General features: G+C 58.1%; 16 protein-coding genes. 11 read left to right on the top strand and 5 right to left on the bottom strand.

The features are described from left to right. Positions 1–16: 16 nt before the first annotated feature. The gene (gene mlaE / locus B7L15_RS05425) at positions 17–817 is read right to left on the bottom strand and encodes a lipid asymmetry maintenance ABC transporter permease subunit MlaE (protein ID WP_139839351.1); all 801 of its coding nucleotides are present in this window, start codon (positions 815–817) and stop codon (positions 17–19) included. Continuing rightward, positions 817–1,638: an ABC transporter ATP-binding protein gene (locus B7L15_RS05420; protein ID WP_085918106.1), complete on the bottom strand. Its 822-nt coding sequence runs from the start codon at positions 1,636–1,638 to the stop codon at positions 817–819. The genes mlaE and B7L15_RS05420 overlap by 1 nt, the downstream gene beginning before the upstream one ends. Before the next feature lie 262 nt (positions 1,639–1,900). On the opposite strand from B7L15_RS05420, the gene B7L15_RS05415 reads away from it, so the two are divergent. The 10 genes from B7L15_RS05415 to B7L15_RS05370 all read left to right on the top strand — a co-directional run bounded on the left by B7L15_RS05415 (position 1,901) and on the right by B7L15_RS05370 (position 8,968). Beyond that, positions 1,901–2,884 (top strand): KpsF/GutQ family sugar-phosphate isomerase, encoded by a 984-nt coding sequence (locus B7L15_RS05415; RefSeq protein ID WP_085917987.1) that lies wholly within the window; start codon positions 1,901–1,903, stop codon positions 2,882–2,884. Positions 2,885–2,905: 21 nt separating this feature from the next. Beyond that, positions 2,906–3,442 carry a KdsC family phosphatase gene (locus B7L15_RS05410; RefSeq protein WP_085917986.1) on the top strand — a complete coding sequence of 179 codons (537 nt, stop codon included), beginning with the start codon at positions 2,906–2,908 and terminating at the stop codon, positions 3,440–3,442. Positions 3,443–3,448: 6 nt separating this feature from the next. After that, positions 3,449–4,027: an LPS export ABC transporter periplasmic protein LptC gene (gene lptC / locus B7L15_RS05405; protein ID WP_085917985.1), complete on the top strand. Its 579-nt coding sequence runs from the start codon at positions 3,449–3,451 to the stop codon at positions 4,025–4,027. 3 nt (positions 4,028–4,030) lie between these two features. Continuing rightward, on the top strand, positions 4,031–4,525 hold the full coding sequence (gene lptA / locus B7L15_RS05400) for a lipopolysaccharide transport periplasmic protein LptA (RefSeq protein ID WP_085917984.1): 495 nt from the start codon (positions 4,031–4,033) through the stop codon (positions 4,523–4,525). Positions 4,526–4,535: 10 nt separating this feature from the next. Beyond that, positions 4,536–5,285, top strand: coding sequence for an LPS export ABC transporter ATP-binding protein (gene lptB / locus B7L15_RS05395; protein ID WP_085917983.1), 750 nt, complete (start codon positions 4,536–4,538; stop codon positions 5,283–5,285). A gap of 104 nt (positions 5,286–5,389) precedes the next feature. Further along, positions 5,390–6,811 carry an RNA polymerase factor sigma-54 gene (locus tag B7L15_RS05390; RefSeq protein WP_085917982.1) on the top strand — a complete coding sequence of 474 codons (1,422 nt, stop codon included), beginning with the start codon at positions 5,390–5,392 and terminating at the stop codon, positions 6,809–6,811. An 86-nt stretch (positions 6,812–6,897) separates the two neighbouring features. Continuing rightward, on the top strand, positions 6,898–7,206 hold the full coding sequence (gene hpf / locus B7L15_RS05385; RefSeq protein ID WP_009721972.1) for a ribosome hibernation-promoting factor, HPF/YfiA family: 309 nt from the start codon (positions 6,898–6,900) through the stop codon (positions 7,204–7,206). Positions 7,207–7,210: 4 nt separating this feature from the next. Next, a complete protein-coding gene (locus B7L15_RS05380) occupies positions 7,211–7,684 on the top strand; it encodes a PTS sugar transporter subunit IIA (RefSeq protein ID WP_085917981.1) in 474 nt (157 codons plus the stop codon). Positions 7,685–7,760: 76 nt separating this feature from the next. Then, a complete protein-coding gene (gene rapZ / locus B7L15_RS05375; RefSeq protein WP_085917980.1) occupies positions 7,761–8,642 on the top strand; it encodes an RNase adapter RapZ in 882 nt (293 codons plus the stop codon). 56 nt (positions 8,643–8,698) lie between these two features. Then, complete coding sequence (locus B7L15_RS05370) at positions 8,699–8,968, top strand: HPr family phosphocarrier protein (protein WP_085917979.1); 270 nt, start codon at positions 8,699–8,701, stop codon at positions 8,966–8,968. Between the two features lie 21 nt (positions 8,969–8,989). Here B7L15_RS05370 and pmbA read toward each other — a convergent pair whose 3' ends face one another. Continuing rightward, positions 8,990–10,330, bottom strand: a complete 1,341-nt coding sequence (gene pmbA / locus B7L15_RS05365; RefSeq protein ID WP_085917978.1) for a metalloprotease PmbA — start codon at positions 10,328–10,330, stop codon at positions 8,990–8,992. A gap of 95 nt (positions 10,331–10,425) precedes the next feature. Between pmbA and yjgA the strand changes: the two genes are divergently transcribed. Further along, on the top strand, positions 10,426–10,944 hold the full coding sequence (gene yjgA / locus B7L15_RS05360) for a ribosome biogenesis factor YjgA (RefSeq protein ID WP_085917977.1): 519 nt from the start codon (positions 10,426–10,428) through the stop codon (positions 10,942–10,944). 4 nt (positions 10,945–10,948) lie between these two features. On the opposite strand, the gene tldD is transcribed toward yjgA, so the two are convergent. Both tldD and B7L15_RS05350 read right to left on the bottom strand, forming a co-directional pair. Next, the gene (gene tldD, locus B7L15_RS05355) at positions 10,949–12,400 is read right to left on the bottom strand and encodes a metalloprotease TldD (protein WP_085917976.1); all 1,452 of its coding nucleotides are present in this window, start codon (positions 12,398–12,400) and stop codon (positions 10,949–10,951) included. Further along, complete coding sequence (locus B7L15_RS05350) at positions 12,397–16,272, bottom strand: YhdP family phospholipid transporter (RefSeq protein WP_085917975.1); 3,876 nt, start codon at positions 16,270–16,272, stop codon at positions 12,397–12,399. The genes tldD and B7L15_RS05350 overlap by 4 nt, the downstream gene beginning before the upstream one ends. Positions 16,273–16,274: the final 2 nt, after the last annotated feature.

The following is a 16,274-nucleotide window of genomic DNA, read 5'->3' as shown; positions in this document are numbered from 1 at the left end:
AAACAGCTCCAGCTAATCAGAGGCCGCCAAACATAACGGCGGTTAATATGAAATCAAGCCCCAGTACCGCAAGCGACGAATAGACAACAGTCCGCGTTGTCGCGCGGGAAATACCTTCGGAGGTAGGCAGCAGATCATAGCCCTGGAAAACCGCTATCCAGGTGACCACCACGGCGAACACAATGCTTTTGATCATGCCGTTGCCAATGTCGTTGATAAACGCCACGCTGGCCTGCATGTTGCTCCAGTAAGACCCTTCAAAAACCCCCAGCCACTCGACGCCGACCAGGTAGCCGCCCCAAATGCCGACAACGCTGAACCCCACAGTGAGAATCGGCAGCGCCACCACACCTGCCCAGAAACGCGGCGCCACCACCCTTCTCAGCGGATCCACGCCAATCATTTCCATGCTGGTTAGCTGCTCGGTGGCTTTCATCAAACCGATCTCGGCGGTCAGCGCCGAACCAGCACGACCGGCAAATAACAGAGCAGCGACTACCGGGGCCAATTCACGTAACAGCGAAAGCGCCACCATCTGACCCAGGGCGTCCTCGGCGCCAAAATCAATCAGAATGGTGTAGCCCTGAAGCGCCAGCACCATACCGATGAACAGGCCGGATACCAGCACAATGGCCAGCGACAGGACACCGACAAAATGCAACTGCCGCACCCACAGGCGGAAGCCTTCAGCTGATGGCACCCCCACCGCAGACTGAGCAAGAAACACCCCGGCACGGCCCAGCGATTCCACTACATCACAGCTGCGCCGCCCTAACCGGGTAATACGCGTGGCGACCTGCCCACCTCTCATCGACATCAGGCTTCTCCTCGGGTCGCCGTATCGCCCAGCATATCCTGGTAAAACTGAGCGGCTGGGTAATGGAAAGGAACGGGACCATCGGGCTCACCATGGATAAATTGCTTCACCCGTGCGTCCTGGTTGACGTCGAGATCCGCTGGCGTTCCATGTGCCACCACATGGCCCTCGGAAATAAAGTAAAGATAATCAGCAATCGTCAGGGTCTCCTTGATATCGTGGGAAACCACCACTGACGTCAGGTTTAGCGCCTGATTCAGCCGCTTTATCAGTTGGACAAGCACGCCCATGGAAATAGGATCCTGCCCCACAAACGGCTCGTCGTAGAGGATCAGTTCCGGATCCAGCGCCACGGCCCGCGCCAGCGCAACGCGTCTGGCCATGCCCCCCGAAAGCTCGGCTGGCGTGAGATGGCGGGCACCGCGCAGGCCGACTGCCTGAAGCTTGAGCAACACCAGGTCACGGATCATGGCATCGGGCAGGTCCGTATGAACCCGCAATGGAAATGCCACATTTTCATACACATCCAGATCGGAAAACAGCGCCCCACTTTGAAACAGCATGCCCATGCGCTTACGTAGCGTAAATAGTGCCTTGCGCGAAAGCCGATGCACGTCATCCCCGTCGATCAGCACGCGGCCCTTGTCGGGGGTCAGCTGTCCGCCGATGAGCTTTAACAGGGTCGTTTTGCCAGTCCCGCTGGGGCCCATGATCGCCGTCACTTTACCGCGCGGGATGGTCATGTTCACCCCGCGGAAAATCTCGTTATCACCCCGAGAAAAATGCAGGTTCTCGACTTCAATAAAAGGCACATCGCTCATGGAACCATCGACTCTCGCGTTGACTTGCACCATTGCTCGCTTCACGCAGCAATTAGGAAACAGTGATAAAAAATCCGTGTTAAAAAAACTGTATTTAAAAAACCACGTTAAAAAACCATTATCGAACAACGTATTCTAACCCTAGCAGACGATGACAAGCGAGCATCGCTTATCCTCACGACAAAACGATGGGGCAAAGTCCACTCGGTCAATGTTACTCTTACGTTTTAATTGTCATTTTTAACGAGCCACGCGATTACCCATGCCAGCGACAACTGCGACCACACCCTTTCGCCAAAGCGCATTGCGCACGCTAGACATTGAGCAGGCCGCCATCGCAGGCTTGGTCGGCAAACTGGATGCGCATTTCGACCATGCCTGCGAGCTGATTCTGGCTTGCCAGGGACGCGTTGTGGTGACCGGCATGGGAAAGTCAGGCCATATTGCCGGCAAAATCGCGGCCACACTGGCCAGTACTGGCTCGCCGGCGTTTTTTGTTCACCCTGGTGAAGCCAGTCATGGTGACCTGGGCATGATTACCCGCTGCGATGTCGTGATCGCGCTCTCGAACTCAGGAGAAACTGCTGAGGTAACGGCTCTGCTGCCGCTGCTGAAGCGCCTGGGTACGCCACTGATCAGCATAACAGGACGCCCGACCTCTACACTTGCCCAGCATGCGGATGCTCATTTGAACAGCAGTGTCGATCGGGAAGCCTGCCCACTGGATCTAGCGCCGACAAGTTCTACCACAGCGGCATTAGCCCTGGGCGACGCTCTCGCTGTTGCCCTACTTGAAGCACGCGGCTTTACCGCAGAAGATTTTGCCCTGTCGCATCCTGGCGGCAGCCTGGGCCGCCGCCTCCTGCTTCGCGTTCGTGATCTTATGCATCAAGGCGAACGTTTACCTCAGGTCGCCCTGGGCAGCCCCCTGCGCGATGCGTTACTGGAAATCACCCGACAAGGGCTGGGATTCACCTGCGTGGTAGACCCCGACGGCCTGTTAGTCGGCGTATATACGGATGGCGATCTGCGCCGCACCCTGGATAACTTTCACGACCTGCGTGACGTACAGGTAGATGACGTCATGACCCGGCCTGGCAAGCGTATATCTCCCGACCTTCTCGCGGCGGAAGCCGTTCGTATAATGGAAGACAACCGCATTACCGCGCTGGCCGTAGTGGACGAACACCAGCGCCCGATAGGCGCGCTGCATATGCATGACCTGCTTGCCAGCGGCGTTATTTAACCTAAATCGACCGGAGTCCTAATGACCCTTTCTGCTGACCTACTCGACCGACTACGTCGCATTCGCTTATTTGCCCTTGATGTCGATGGTGTGCTTACCGATGGTCGCCTCTACTTTCAAGCCGACGGTGTCGAAATAAAAGCCTTCCACACCCAGGACGGCCATGGACTCAAGTTATTGAAACGTGCGGGCATCTCAGTAGCCTTGATCACCGGCCGCGACTCCCCCATGGTCAGCCAACGTGCCGCCGCTCTGGGCATCCCCCACGTCTATCAAGGCTGCGAAGATAAACTGGCCGTCCTCCGCGGCCTGTGCCAACGCCTGGAGCTTGACTTGTCTCAGGTTGCTTATTGCGGTGACGACCTTCCCGACCTGGCCAGCATCAAGCGTTCGGGGGTTGGCATCACGGTACCCAACGCCCCTGACTACATGCACACCCACGCTGACTGGGTCACCGAACGCCTGGGGGGACACGGCGCTGTCCGCGAAGTCTGCGATACATTACTCGATGCTCAGGGCCACTGGGGTGCCGTCGTCGATACTTATCTACACGGCTGAGGCACTATGCTGAAGACACTGCGCACGCGCCTGGGACTGGCCCTGATAGTGCTGGCTCTGGGTGGCTTTCTGGTATGGCTGGACCCAGGTGGCCCACAGACTGTCCCGACAGACCCGGAAGCCCGAGCCGAGGAGCCAGGTCATGTCCTTCACAATGCCGAGCTTACACTGTTTGATGAACAGGGGAATATTCAGCAGGGGTTAACCACGCCTCGTCTGGTACATACCCCCCAATCCGCCTCAACACTCGCCGAAACGCCGCACGCCACGCTTTATGACAGCGAGCGACGTATCTGGAACGCCACGTCAGAGATAGGTACGCTGAATACCCGTTCCCAGGAGCTGACGCTTTCGGGCAATGCAAGATTGATCGCCCCTGATGAAGGCTGGCAGCTCGACACGGACGTTCTGCACTATGAGGGGAAAACCGCCCATGCGTGGAGTAATACTCATGTGCTGCTCCAGCAACCGCCCCAGCGCATGACAGCACAGCGAATGGATGCATGGCTCAACGAGGAGGAGGTGCGCCTCGAAGGTAACGTTCAAGGCCACCACCCTCCGGAGACGCAACCCGGACAGGAATGAAACATGAAAGCGTTTATCTACACGGCGATGGCTGCTGCCTGCCTAGTGCCTTTTTACGCAACCGCAGATAATCACCAGCAACCGGTTGAAGTCGTCGCCGACCAGCTCGACCTGGATCAGCGCGCCGGTACAGCGGTCTACACCGGCAACGTCGAAGTTCGCCAAGGCAACATGCTGATAAGAGGCGACGAAGTGGAAATCCAGCGAAATGAGGAAGGCGAGCTCTCGCGGGCCACGGCGCTGGGCGAACGGGCCTATTTGCGGCGGCAGCCCGAAGACCAGGATGGCCCGATGGAAGGCTGGGGTCGAAGGGTGATTTACCATGTCGCCGAGCGACGCGTCGAGTTGATTGACCAGGCGGAAATCATCCAGCAAGGCGACCGCTTCACCGGGGGGCGGCTGGAATACTTTATCGACCGCGAGTTCGTCAAGGCGCGCTCCGACGTCGACAATCAAGAGTCGCAGCGCATCCGCATGACGCTGCAACCCGAGGGATAAGGAGAGCCTGATGGCAGTTGCCGACAACAGCGCAACACGAACGCTATACGCCCGCCATTTGGCGAAAAGCTACAAGCGCCGACGCGTCGTAAAAGACATCAACCTGGATATCTCACAAGGCAGCATCGTCGGTTTGCTCGGCCCCAACGGCGCCGGTAAAACCACTTCATTCTACATGATTGTCGGCCTGGTCAAGGCAGATGCAGGCAGCGTCGGGATTGATAGCCTGGACCTTTCCCGAGCACCCATGCACGAGCGTGCCAAGGCAGGCATTGGCTATTTGCCCCAGGAGGCGTCGATCTTTCGCAAACTCTCCGTCGCCGACAACATCATGGCCATTTTACAAACCCGTCACGACCTGGATCGAGCCGGACGCGAAGCACGCCTGGAAACACTCCTGGAAGAGTTCCATATTACCCACATCCGCGACAATATGGGCATGAGCCTTTCCGGAGGCGAACGGCGCCGCGTCGAGATCGCCCGGTCCCTCGCGACAGAGCCTGCGTTCATCCTGCTTGATGAGCCTTTCGCAGGTGTAGACCCCATCTCCGTGGGCGATATCAAGTCGATCATCCGCGCCTTGAAGGAGCGAGGTATTGGCGTATTGATTACCGATCATAACGTGCGTGAAACGCTGGATATTTGCGATGTGGCGTATATCGTCGGCGACGGGCATATTATCGCCAGCGGTTCGCCGGCCGCCATTCTTGACAACCAGGAGGTGCGTGACGTTTACCTAGGTGCTGATTTCCGTCTCTAAAGCCAGCAGTGGCATATTTATTGCCGATGGCATACTTATTGCACTTGCACCCAAACACAACTCGCACTAGGGTGGATGCTTTCCGATAAACGAGTGGTTCTCAGATGGTCATGAAAGCTTCTCTTCAACTGCGGATCGGCACTCAGCTCACCATGACACCCCAGCTGCAGCAGGCAATTGCCCTGCTACAGCTATCAACGCTCGATTTACGCCAGGAAATCCAGCAAGCGCTTGACGCCAACCCCATGCTCGAGCAGGAAGATGAGTTCAGCGAAAGCGAGCAAGCTGACAGCGAGCCGGAAGCAAGCGAGTGGGCAGATAGCATTCCCAAGGAGCTATCCGTCGATAGCGACTGGTCAGATACCTATCAGGATACGATGGGCAGTGGCAGCACAAGTAGCGAGGGACCTGACTTCGAGCGCCAGGCCACCGGGCAAACGCTGCATGGCCACCTCCTCTGGCAACTCGCCATGACCGATTTGAGCCAACGTGAACAGTTGGTGGCCGAGAGCCTGATTGACGCACTGGATGCTAACGGTTATCTCACCCAGCCCCTTGCCGATATCCGCGAAGGACTGCGAGACCAGGGCGTGGAAGGCCTCAGCCAGCGCGAGGTTGAAACTATTCTACTGCGACTGCAACAGTTCGAGCCCACCGGCATCTTCGCCCGCGATCTTCGCGAATGCCTGATGCTTCAGCTCGCCGCACTACCCGGTGACACACCGCTGCTGATTCCTGCGCGGCGTCTGGTTCGCCAGTTCCTTGAAGCGCTGGGTAAAAATGATCAGCGCCTCCTCAAGCGAAGACTCGGCCTGGACGATGTGCAACTCGATGACGTCATCCAACTGATCAGAAGCCTGGACCCGCGCCCCGGCAGCGTTTACAGCGCCACTGACGATAGCTACGTGATTCCCGACCTGGTAGTTCGCCACGATAACGAAGGCTGGCACCTCGAACTCAACCCAGAGGCCTTACCCAAGCTCAGGATTCAACCCGACTACGCTAGCCTGATCAAGCGCGCCGACAAGAGTCATGATAACCAGTTCCTCAAGGATCACTTGCAGGAAGCCCGCTGGCTGATCAAAAGCCTCTCCAGCCGCAACGACACCCTGTTACGCGTCGGCCGCGAAATCATCACTCGCCAGATCGGCTTTCTCGAACACGGCGAAGAGGCCATGAAACCGCTTATCCTGGCCGATATTGCCGATGCGGTAGAGATGCATGAGTCGACCATCTCTCGCGTCACCACCCAGAAGTTCATCCATACACCGCGGGGCATTTTCGAGCTTAAATACTTCTTTTCCAGCCAGATCAGTGGCCAGGACGGCGACAGCCACTCCAGCACGGCCATTCGCGCTCGTCTCAAAAAACTGATTCAGGAAGAACCCCCCGGCAAACCTTTGTCAGATAGCCGTCTTGTCATCCTGCTGGAGGAAGCCGGCATCCACGTGGCACGTCGCACGGTTGCCAAATACCGCGAAGGCATGGGCATCCCTTCGTCCAGCGAACGGCGTCGCTTACGTTAAGCAAACGGAAACTCAACACAAGGGCTTTGCTTAACGCCAAAAAGGGTTACAATCGAAGGACAGTCCGACGGATAAGGAGTACGTCAATGCAAGTCAATATCACCGGTCATCATGTAGATCTGACTGACGCCTTGCGTGACTATGTCAACGAAAAGCTGGAACGCGTTGAGCGCCATTACGACAACATCACCACCGTGCAGGTAACGCTCTCGGTCGAAAAAGAGCGTCAACAGGCCGCCTGCACACTCCACGCTGCTGGGGCTGACTTGCATGCTGAGGCCCTCGATAATGACATGTACGCCGCCATCGACGCCCTGGCGGACAAGATTGATCGACAGCTCGTTAAGCATAAGGAAAAAGCACAAGCCCGCGCCCAGGGCGCAGGTGTGCGTTAATTCAATGACGTTGGCCACAATCCTCCCCCCGGAACGCGTTCTCTACGATGTGCCCGGGGGCAGCAAAAAAAGGGTGCTGGAGTTTTTCAGCACCTTTATCGCACAAAACATTCCCAGCCTCGACAGCCAGGAAGTGTTCAGCCGTTTGATTGGTCGTGAACGCCTCGGCAGTACGGGGATTGGCAACGGCGTGGCGATTCCCCATGCTCGAAGCCCGCACTGTGATTCACCTATCGCCGGCTTTCTCAAACTCAATGAAGCGGTCGACTTTGACGCCATTGATGGCGACCCGGTTGACCTGGTGTTTGTTCTTCTCGTGCCTGAAGAAGCCGACGACACCCACCTCGCACTGCTGGGACAAGTTGCTTCCATCATGAATGATGCCGACACGCGCCAGCAGCTACGTAAGTCGGGTAGTCAACGTGAATTGCTGGACCTCATCTCCGCCAAGATACGCGACCAGGCGGCCAGCCTTTAATAGGTCGGCACGTAATGAACCGTCCTGACCAAGGGGCGTTTATCCAAGTCGCTTGACCGCAAGCAAGAGAGCCTTCATGCAACTCGTCATTATTAGTGGCCGATCGGGGTCAGGCAAATCGATAGCCTTACAGGCACTGGAAGATCTGGGTTATTACGCCATTGATAACCTGCCCGCCATGCTATTGGACTCGCTGGTGGATGAGTTGCGTGATCAGGGTGATCGCTCCCACTTGGCTGTCAGCATTGATGCACGCAATCTGCCAGGCGCACTTGCCAAACTTCCAGAACTGCTCAAAGAGCTTCGACAGCGGACCATCAAGTGCCAGATCGTGTATCTCACCACCGACGCACGTATTTTACTGGAGCGCTATTCAGCCACTCGCAGGCGGCATCCGCTCACGCGCAACAGCAGTCTCACGCTAGAAGAAGCCATCGACAAAGAAGAGCAAACGCTGCACGAGATACGCGATCTGGCCGATTTGACCATCGACACAACGCGGCTTTCAGTCCATGACCTTCGTCGGCGCATCACCGACCAAGTCGCCCATCAGCGGCGCGATGAGCTAACGCTGACCTTCGAGTCCTTCGGCTATAAGCGCGGCGTTCCGCTGGATGCCGATATTGTCTTTGATGTCCGTTGCCTGCCAAACCCCTACTGGGACCCTGTGCTACGAGGCTCCACTGGCCGCGATGCCGACATCATTGCGTTTTTATCCAGCTACCCACTGGTCGATGACATGACCAGCGATATTCAGGCATGGCTTGAACGCTGGCTGCCCGCCTACCAGCATAGCCAGCGCAGCTACATGACCATTGCGATCGGCTGTACCGGCGGTCAGCATCGCTCCGTGTATATGGCTGAACAACTGGCGCAACGCATCGCCAGCCAACAGGGCGAAGTAAAATTACGCCACCGCGAGCTAGGCTTGCAGTACACGGTTAACGCGCCGCTTTAAGTTCGAGCCACATTGACCCGCTATCACGAAGACCCTCATAGCCAAAAGGAACCAGGGTGCCAGAACGTAGACTTACCCTCACTAACCAACGCGGTCTTCACGCGCGGGCCGCCACGAAGCTTGTTCAGTGCAGTCAACAATTTGACGCCAACGTACGCATTTGCAAACAGCAACAGGAAGCCGATGCCGCCAATATCATGGCACTGCTGATGCTAGCGGCGCCCTGTGGCACGGAGCTATGCATCAAGGCAGAAGGCGATGACGCCGAACAGGCGCTGGATGCCATTCAATCGCTGTTCGACGCTCGCTTTGACGAAGACAAGTAAAGCCCTGCCTTCAACGCTTGGTTAGTTACCGGCGATGGTCATGCCATCAATCAACCAGCTACCGGAATGGATGCTACCCCGGCGGTCGATATCATCTCCCACGCCTACCAGGCCTCCGAACATACGCTCCAGGTTGCCCGCAATAGTGAACTCCTCGATCGGGTATTGAACCACGCCTTTCTCGACCCAGAAACCGGCCGCACCGCGGGAATAATCGCCGGTCACGCCATTGATTCCCTGCCCCATCAGCTCAGTCACCCAGACACCAGTGCCCATTTGCTCGAACAGGGCTGCCGGGCTGGATAACGGCGCGGTAATGCGCAAATTGCGCGCGCCGCCAGCATTACCCGTGGTACTCATTCCCAAACGCCGTGCGCTGTAGGAGGACAACATATAGCTTGCTATCTGGCCGTTTTCGATAAAGCGGTTGTTGCGCGTTTGAACACCTTCTCCGTCGAAGGGTGAGCTCGCCGTCGCGCCGATTTCCATGGGTCGTTCTTCCAGGCTGAACCAATCGGGAAACAGCGCGGTATCGAGTCGATCACACAGAAATGAGGCCTGACGGTATAGCGCACCGCCTGCCAGCGCGCCCATCAGATGGCCCACCAGACCACTGGCCAGACTTGGATCGAACAACACCGGATACGTACCGGTAGGTGGCCGTTTGGCCCCCAGCCGACGCAACGTACGTCTCGCCGCTTCGCGGCCTACCGTCGCCGGGTCGGTTAACTGCCCAGGATCACGTGCCGAGGTATAGTCCATGTCGCGCTGCATGCCTTGCTCGTCTTCGGCAATCAACATGCAGGAAAGCGAATGTCGGCTACCTTTTTGGGTACCGATGAAGCCATGGCTGTTGGCGTACACCCGCACGCCTTCACCGCTGGACAACGATGCCCCGTCCGACTGGGTAATCCCCGTTACGTCCCGTCCTGCCTGCTCACAGGCCAAGGCCAGCTCGATCGCCTGGTCAGTGGTTAACGCCCAGGGGTGATGGACTTTCAGATCCGGGATATCGGTCGCCATGAGCGCCGCATCAGCAAGACCTGCCGACGGGTCCTCCCCCGTATAGCGGGCAATCCCCAGGGCCTTTTCGACGGTTGCCTGAAGCGAGGCCTCGCTGGCATCAGTGGATGATGCGCTACCCTTGCGCTGCCCCACATATACGGTGATGGCAATCCCCTGGTCACGGGAAAGCTCAACGGTTTCCACTTCGCCCTGGCGGACACTGACGCCAATTCCCTGATCAACACTTGCGCCCACTTCAGCGGCATCTGCCCCCATCCGTTTGGCCATTGCCAGCGCGCTTTCAGCGCGAAGAGTGAGCAGTGCCTGCTGGGCAGATGCGTCGAACGCTTGTGCCATACAATCTCCTTAACCACCGACATGGTCGGTAGATCAATATTGAGCATCGCAGCCTGATATAATAAGACCACGAATTCTGTTGATGAGAACCTACGATGCCAAAACAACGCCCCGAGCCCCTAGACGACGGCATGGCAGAGCGCCCCAGCAAGTCCCAGTTGAAGCGCGAAATGCATGCGCTTCAAGCATTGGGGGAGACACTGATTGCCATGCAACCCGCCGAGCGGGCGCGTTTCCCGCTATCCGATGACATGCTGCGTGCCATCGACGAAACCGCTCGCATTCGTTCCCATGAAGGGCGCCGTCGGCATATGCAGTACGTCGGCAAATTAATTCGCAAGGAAGACCTTGCCGCCATTCAGGCCGTGTTCGACAACATCGAACAAGAAAAGCAGCAGCGCGACCATGCGTTTCATCGACTTGAAAAATGGCGTGACCGGCTAATTGATGAAGGGGACCCGGCCGCTGAGCAGTGGCTCAACGAGCACCCGGACACCGACCTTCAAACCCTTCGCCAGTTGATTCGCAACGCCAGACGCGAGCGTGATCAGGACAAGCCACCCACCAGTGCTCGCAAGCTTTTCAAGTTTTTACGCAATACCGCTGAGCTGTAATTTTTTAAGACTGCGTGCCGCCGACGGTCAGCTCGTCAACTTTCAACGTCGGCTGACCAACCCCCACCGGCACGCCCTGGCCTTCTTTGCCGCAAACACCAATGCCGGTATCCAGCGCCATGTCATGGCCGATCATCGAGACACGGCTCATGGCGTCAGGGCCATTTCCGATCAGCGTCGCGCCTTTAACCGGCGCTGTCACGCGGCCATCTTCAATTAAATAGGCTTCGCTGGCGGAGAACACGAATTTACCTGAGGTGATATCGACCTGGCCGCCACCAAAGCTCACGGCGTAAATACCCCGCTTGACGCTCTTGATGATGTCGTCTGGCTCGTCATGCCCCGCGAGCATGACGGTGTTGGTCATTCGCGGCATCGGCAAATGGGCAAACGACTCGCGCCTGGCGTTGCCAGTGGGCGCCATACCCATCAGACGAGCATTGAGCTTGTCTTGCATATAGCCAGTCAGCACGCCGTCTTCGATCAACGAGGTGTACTGCCCTGGCGTGCCCTCATCGTCGACGCTGAGCGAACCACGCCCATCGCGTAACGTGGCATCATCCACCACGGTAACGCCTTTTGAGGCCACACGCTGGCCCATCCGCCCGGCAAAGGCCGAACTTCCCTTACGATTGAAATCTCCCTCCAGGCCATGACCGACGGCTTCGTGAAGTAAAATACCCGGCCACCCGGCCCCCAAGACCACCGGCATTTGCCCGGCGGGGGCATCGACCGCCTCAAGGTTGACCAGCGCCTGACGCACGGCCTCTTTGGCGTAGCGCTCCGAGACCTGCTCATCGCGCAGCCGCGACATTGAATAACGCCCGCCCCCACCGGCACTGCCGCGTTCGCGACGGCCGTTCTTGACGGCAATCACACTGACATTGAAGCGCACCAATGGACGAATATCCGTCGCTAGCGTGCCGTCACTGGCCCGTACCAGCACCACTTCGTAGGTGCCGGAGAGCGACGCGCTCACTTGAGTGACGCTGGGGTCGGCCGCACGGGCAATACGGTCAGCATCTTTCAGCATGGCGACTTTTTCGTCAGCGCTCAGCCCGGCCAGCGGGTCGATGCCAGCATAGTAGGACGCAGCCGTCACCGGCTTGACCGCCTGTCCGGTCAATTGCTTGCCACTGCGCACGATACCGGCTGCCGTTCGTCCGGTATCCATCAACGCATCGGCGGTGATCTGGTTGGAATAGGCAAAGCCGGTTTTCTCGCCTGCCAGCGCGCGTACGCCGACGCCGCCATCGATGTTGTAGCTTGCCTCTTTAACCTCTCCATCTTCCAGTACCCAGCCTTCTTCCCAGGAGCGCTGAAAATAAAGGTCAGCATAGTCGACCCCGGCGCCCATGGCGTAACCCAGGCCGCTGTCCAAGGCGTCAATATCCAGTCCGCCCGGGGTGAGCAAAATCGAAACGGCGGTTTGTAAGTCGTTAGTGTCTGCGGTCATCGAGAACCTTCTAAAGTCACTTGCGGCGAGGCCCATGGCCCCTCCACACGGTAATAAATTGTGGTCACCTGATCCAAGGCGTCGCCGAATAGTTGGTCGGCCAGGAACAACGCGCCGCCTACCACGGGCGCTCCGATAGCGAGCGCCGCCATTGGTAAGCTTTGGCTTACCGGTAATGCGACGCCAAGGCGTTGATCAAGTTCACGGTTCACCAAATCAACGTCTCCACTAAGCGATAACGTGGCGGCAGGCGCCTCTATTTGCAATGGCCCCCGCAGCATGAGCTGACCATTGGCGATGTCGGCAGCGCCGTGGACACGATCAAACGCCGTGCCTTGACCTGTTACGTCGGAAAAATCCAGCCGCAAACGCCGCAAGATATTGTCGAAGTTTAGCAGCCCTACCAGGCGTGCCGGTGCCGATTCCAGGGTAAGAAAACGACCATCGCGGATGTCGGTGGTCATCTCCCCTCCTGCCTTGGCGAGATCCAACTGCCATGGGGCGCCGGGCCAGGCAAGCGCGGCATCCACCCGGGTACTGCGGCTGCGCATGGCCACCGGCTGGTCAAGACGTTCAAGCGCGGTGGCAATATTGCCACCCTTGATCGACACGTCCGTACGCGTCCGACTGGTGGCACTCCCCCCTTCCCAATGCAGCGAACCGGCGGCGGTGAGCTGCCCCAGCGTCAAGCCGACGGGCTCCAGCGAAAAGCCGTTACCATCGGCATGCCAGAACGCCGTTAAAGGGCCCATTCGCTTGCCGTCGAGCAACATCTCGGACAGACGCAAACGGCCATCAGGAACATCCGCCAGCCATTCGGGCAAAGCCATTGGAGTCGATGCTTCAGGTGTCGTTGTCTGAACGGATTCGGTCCAGGAAGTCGGCATAGGCGCCGTTGTCTGCTCCCGACCATCCCTCGTCGCCGCCTCCACAATGGGGTCCAGGGAGAGCTGAGTGAGCGCGATATCCAAGGGCCTCGGCCCAGCGGGGCGGTACTCAACCTGCCCCCTCACCACATCGCTGTCGACCATCAGCGACACCTTGCTGTCACGCAGGCTGCCCTCAGCGGTACCACCTCCCAGGCAAGCCTGCTTATAGACCACGCAGGACGTGGCGATATTCAGCGAAAGCGGCGGGAGTGTTGACATTGACGTATCGCCAGCGTCTGCCGCGTCGCTGCCCCGAACAAGGGGGGATAACGCCCTTTGCCAGGCGGCGATGTCCAGCCGTTCAACCTCGGCAGCCAGCTGCCAGCCAGGCGTTTGCCGCCAGCCCGACGTACGACGAGAAGCTTCACCCAGGCGTACGCTGCCAGCAAGCTCGCCGACGGTAGACTGGATATGTAAATCGGCGATATCGGCTAGGCGGCTCTGAATACGTAACGGCTCAAGGTCCGCCGTTAGTGTCCAGGGCCATGCCTGTTGGGCACTCTTGGCAAAGGGAGCGGGCAGCTTGACGGCCATGCCTTGCCAATCACTTTCCAACACCAACTTGGGCGTGGGCGATAGGACCAGTTGCCCCTGCCAGGATGACCGACCTTCGACAAGCGACCTCGCCGCTTCAGGGCTAAGCCCTGCCAACCCCAGCAACCCGCGAGCCGATGCGTTGCCCTGAAGCGCCACGCTGTCTTCCCGGGTATCAATCGCCGCCTGAATCACGCCATCCAATAGTTGCCCATTCAATTGGCCAACCAGTGCGCTTTGCTTGCCTTGTTGCTGCCAGCTAATCTGGCCCTGCAATGCCTCGATGCGCTCGGCGAGGGCACCATAGCCTACCTGCATGCTTCTGGGTTCGGCGTTGACTTCCAGAGTTAGATCGCCTTCCTTTTCCAGCGACAAGGCAAGTGCCACGTCTCCATCAATATCGCCCTGGAGCTCCAGGACGTTGATGTCAGGGGTATCGATATCGGGCATCACCGACAAGAACGCCAGCGCGTTTTGCCCGCTTGCCTGCCACTGGCCTGACAAGTTCAGCACATCGTCCTGTAACCGAACGGCACCATCGCTAAGCACTACGCCTTGTGTTTGCCCACGCTCCACCTCAGCCAACAGGCGGCCATTTTGCCACTTCAAGCGACCGGCCAAATCCTCAATCTGCGGCCAGCCAGGGGCCATAGGCAAGTGTCCATCGCGCAGTGTCAGTTCCAGGGTGGACGTTAACGCATCGTCGCCAACGTCATCGCCGAAAGGCTGGCTGAGCTTTAATGCGCCCTGGGTGACATAGCCCCCCACATCGTTACTCAGCCACTCGCGCAATTCCGGCTCTAGTGCCTTCATTGGCACCCACTGCGCGAGCGGGCTATCAAGGGCATCGACATCCTGAAAATCAATATCCAGGCCGAAATGCCCACGATCAGCATCGGTGACTAGTCCAAAACCTCCGGTGACGCGTGCGCCATCCCAGTCGAGGGTGATATCCCGCCCGCTGACTAATGCCCGAGGGCCATCGTAAACCCACTCCACCTGCCCTGTGGCATGCTGTAACTGCATGGGGGCATCAAAGAGTTCTGGAAAGTAAAGAGTGCTTTCGCGTTGGTTGGCAAACTGAACGCGCCCCCTGAAATCACGCGCCTGTACCCAGGCATCCAAGGGACCACCTCCGGGTGCCTGCTCCCAGGGCAACACTTCGAGGTTGCTGATGGCCGCATCAACGCCCCACTCACCGTTCTTCTGACCAATACGGAATCCTTGCACCTGACCACGCGGAGCGAGCGTTTGTAATACGCGGGTCACCGACTCCGGCATCAGTACATAGTCTCGCCATGCGGCAAGTGACGCCAGCTCAAAGGGACTGGTGCGCATTTCCCAATCATTGGGCTGGTGCGTCAGGTACCAATGCCGGGGAAGCGCGGGGCCCTCACTGACGCCCGCGGGCTGTGCCCACTCGACATTTTCCGCATCACCACTTAGCCAGGCTTCGCCACCATTGCCATTGCGTTGCCACTGGCCCAAGGCTTCTACATTTCGCAATATGGCGCGTTGTACATCGTGGCTCAGTATCAACTGGGGTATATCAACGCCCACACGCGCCCGGTCCAGCTGGCCTTTGTACCACTGCCCCCAAAGACGCGCATCCCCCCCCGCCTGGGTAATCTTGGGGACATACTCGGGACGTATGACCTCCGCCAGGAGAGCCAGATTGTCAAGTTGAACATCTACGCTCAACGCCGCCGAGAAGTCTCGATAGCCGTCCTCCCCCGGAGAAACCTCCGCCTGCAGAAACGCCACCGGCAATGGCCTTGAAGGCTCACCTTCCGTCTGATCAATAATATTAATACTGCCTTCAAACTGAGTGTGCTCTTCATCCCCCCCCAGCAATAGTGTCGGCGCATGTAAATCGACCGTATTATCCTCACCGTGCAGCACCAGGCGCGTATCTTCCACGCTCAGCCGTTGGCGGAGCAGAATCCCCGTCCAGCGATCCAGCGCGGTTAAATTGATATCAGGCTGGGCTTCCATCACAGGCAGTTTGGCAGGAGCTGGCCACTCCCATCTATCACTGAAGAGACGATAAAGGTGGAATTCGGTGCCACGAATATCAGCCTCATTGAAAATAGGCGCGCGCGCCTTGAGCGATGCCCAGACATCCAATCGAAGCGTTGCTTGGGCCAGCTTGAACAGGGGATAGCCATTGGGGGTCTGGGCGCTGACATCGCCCACCATGAGTTCGATATCATTACGCTGAAGGGCGAGCGTCAGCTGCTCAATGTGAACCGGAACGCCAAGCTGGGACTCCAGAAATGCTTCAACGCGGGGCGTCAGTGCATCCGCCTGACTCATCGCCAAGCGCACTAACAGCAGCATAACCGCCAGCGCACCAAGCCACCACGCTGCGATTCTCAACGCAATACGCACCACTGGACGAATCCTCATGG

Origin of the sequence: Halomonas sp. CSM-2 (genome assembly GCF_002119345.1) — a bacterium.
GTDB lineage: Bacteria > Pseudomonadota > Gammaproteobacteria > Pseudomonadales > Halomonadaceae > Vreelandella > Vreelandella janggokensis.
The sequence above is the reverse complement of the archived record's forward strand: the minus strand, read 5'-3'. Positions and strand labels throughout refer to the sequence as shown.

Excerpts from the sequence above, each read along its gene's own strand:
- mlaE (WP_139839351.1), bottom strand. The coding sequence starts at position 817 with ATGTCGATGAGAGGTGGGCAGGTCGCCACGCGTATTACCCGGTTAGGG.
- B7L15_RS05420 (WP_085918106.1), bottom strand. The coding sequence starts at position 1,638 with ATGAGCGATGTGCCTTTTATTGAAGTCGAGAACCTGCATTTTTCTCGG.
- B7L15_RS05415 (WP_085917987.1), top strand. The coding sequence starts at position 1,901 with ATGCCAGCGACAACTGCGACCACACCCTTTCGCCAAAGCGCATTGCGC.
- B7L15_RS05410 (WP_085917986.1), top strand. The coding sequence starts at position 2,906 with ATGACCCTTTCTGCTGACCTACTCGACCGACTACGTCGCATTCGCTTA.
- lptC (WP_085917985.1), top strand. The coding sequence starts at position 3,449 with ATGCTGAAGACACTGCGCACGCGCCTGGGACTGGCCCTGATAGTGCTG.
- lptA (WP_085917984.1), top strand. The coding sequence starts at position 4,031 with ATGAAAGCGTTTATCTACACGGCGATGGCTGCTGCCTGCCTAGTGCCT.
- lptB (WP_085917983.1), top strand. The coding sequence starts at position 4,536 with ATGGCAGTTGCCGACAACAGCGCAACACGAACGCTATACGCCCGCCAT.
- B7L15_RS05390 (WP_085917982.1), top strand. The coding sequence starts at position 5,390 with ATGGTCATGAAAGCTTCTCTTCAACTGCGGATCGGCACTCAGCTCACC.
- hpf (WP_009721972.1), top strand. The coding sequence starts at position 6,898 with ATGCAAGTCAATATCACCGGTCATCATGTAGATCTGACTGACGCCTTG.
- B7L15_RS05380 (WP_085917981.1), top strand. The coding sequence starts at position 7,211 with ATGACGTTGGCCACAATCCTCCCCCCGGAACGCGTTCTCTACGATGTG.
- rapZ (WP_085917980.1), top strand. The coding sequence starts at position 7,761 with ATGCAACTCGTCATTATTAGTGGCCGATCGGGGTCAGGCAAATCGATA.
- pmbA (WP_085917978.1), bottom strand. The coding sequence starts at position 10,330 with ATGGCACAAGCGTTCGACGCATCTGCCCAGCAGGCACTGCTCACTCTT.
- yjgA (WP_085917977.1), top strand. The coding sequence starts at position 10,426 with ATGCCAAAACAACGCCCCGAGCCCCTAGACGACGGCATGGCAGAGCGC.
- tldD (WP_085917976.1), bottom strand. The coding sequence starts at position 12,400 with ATGACCGCAGACACTAACGACTTACAAACCGCCGTTTCGATTTTGCTC.
- B7L15_RS05350 (WP_085917975.1), bottom strand. The coding sequence starts at position 16,272 with ATGAGGATTCGTCCAGTGGTGCGTATTGCGTTGAGAATCGCAGCGTGG.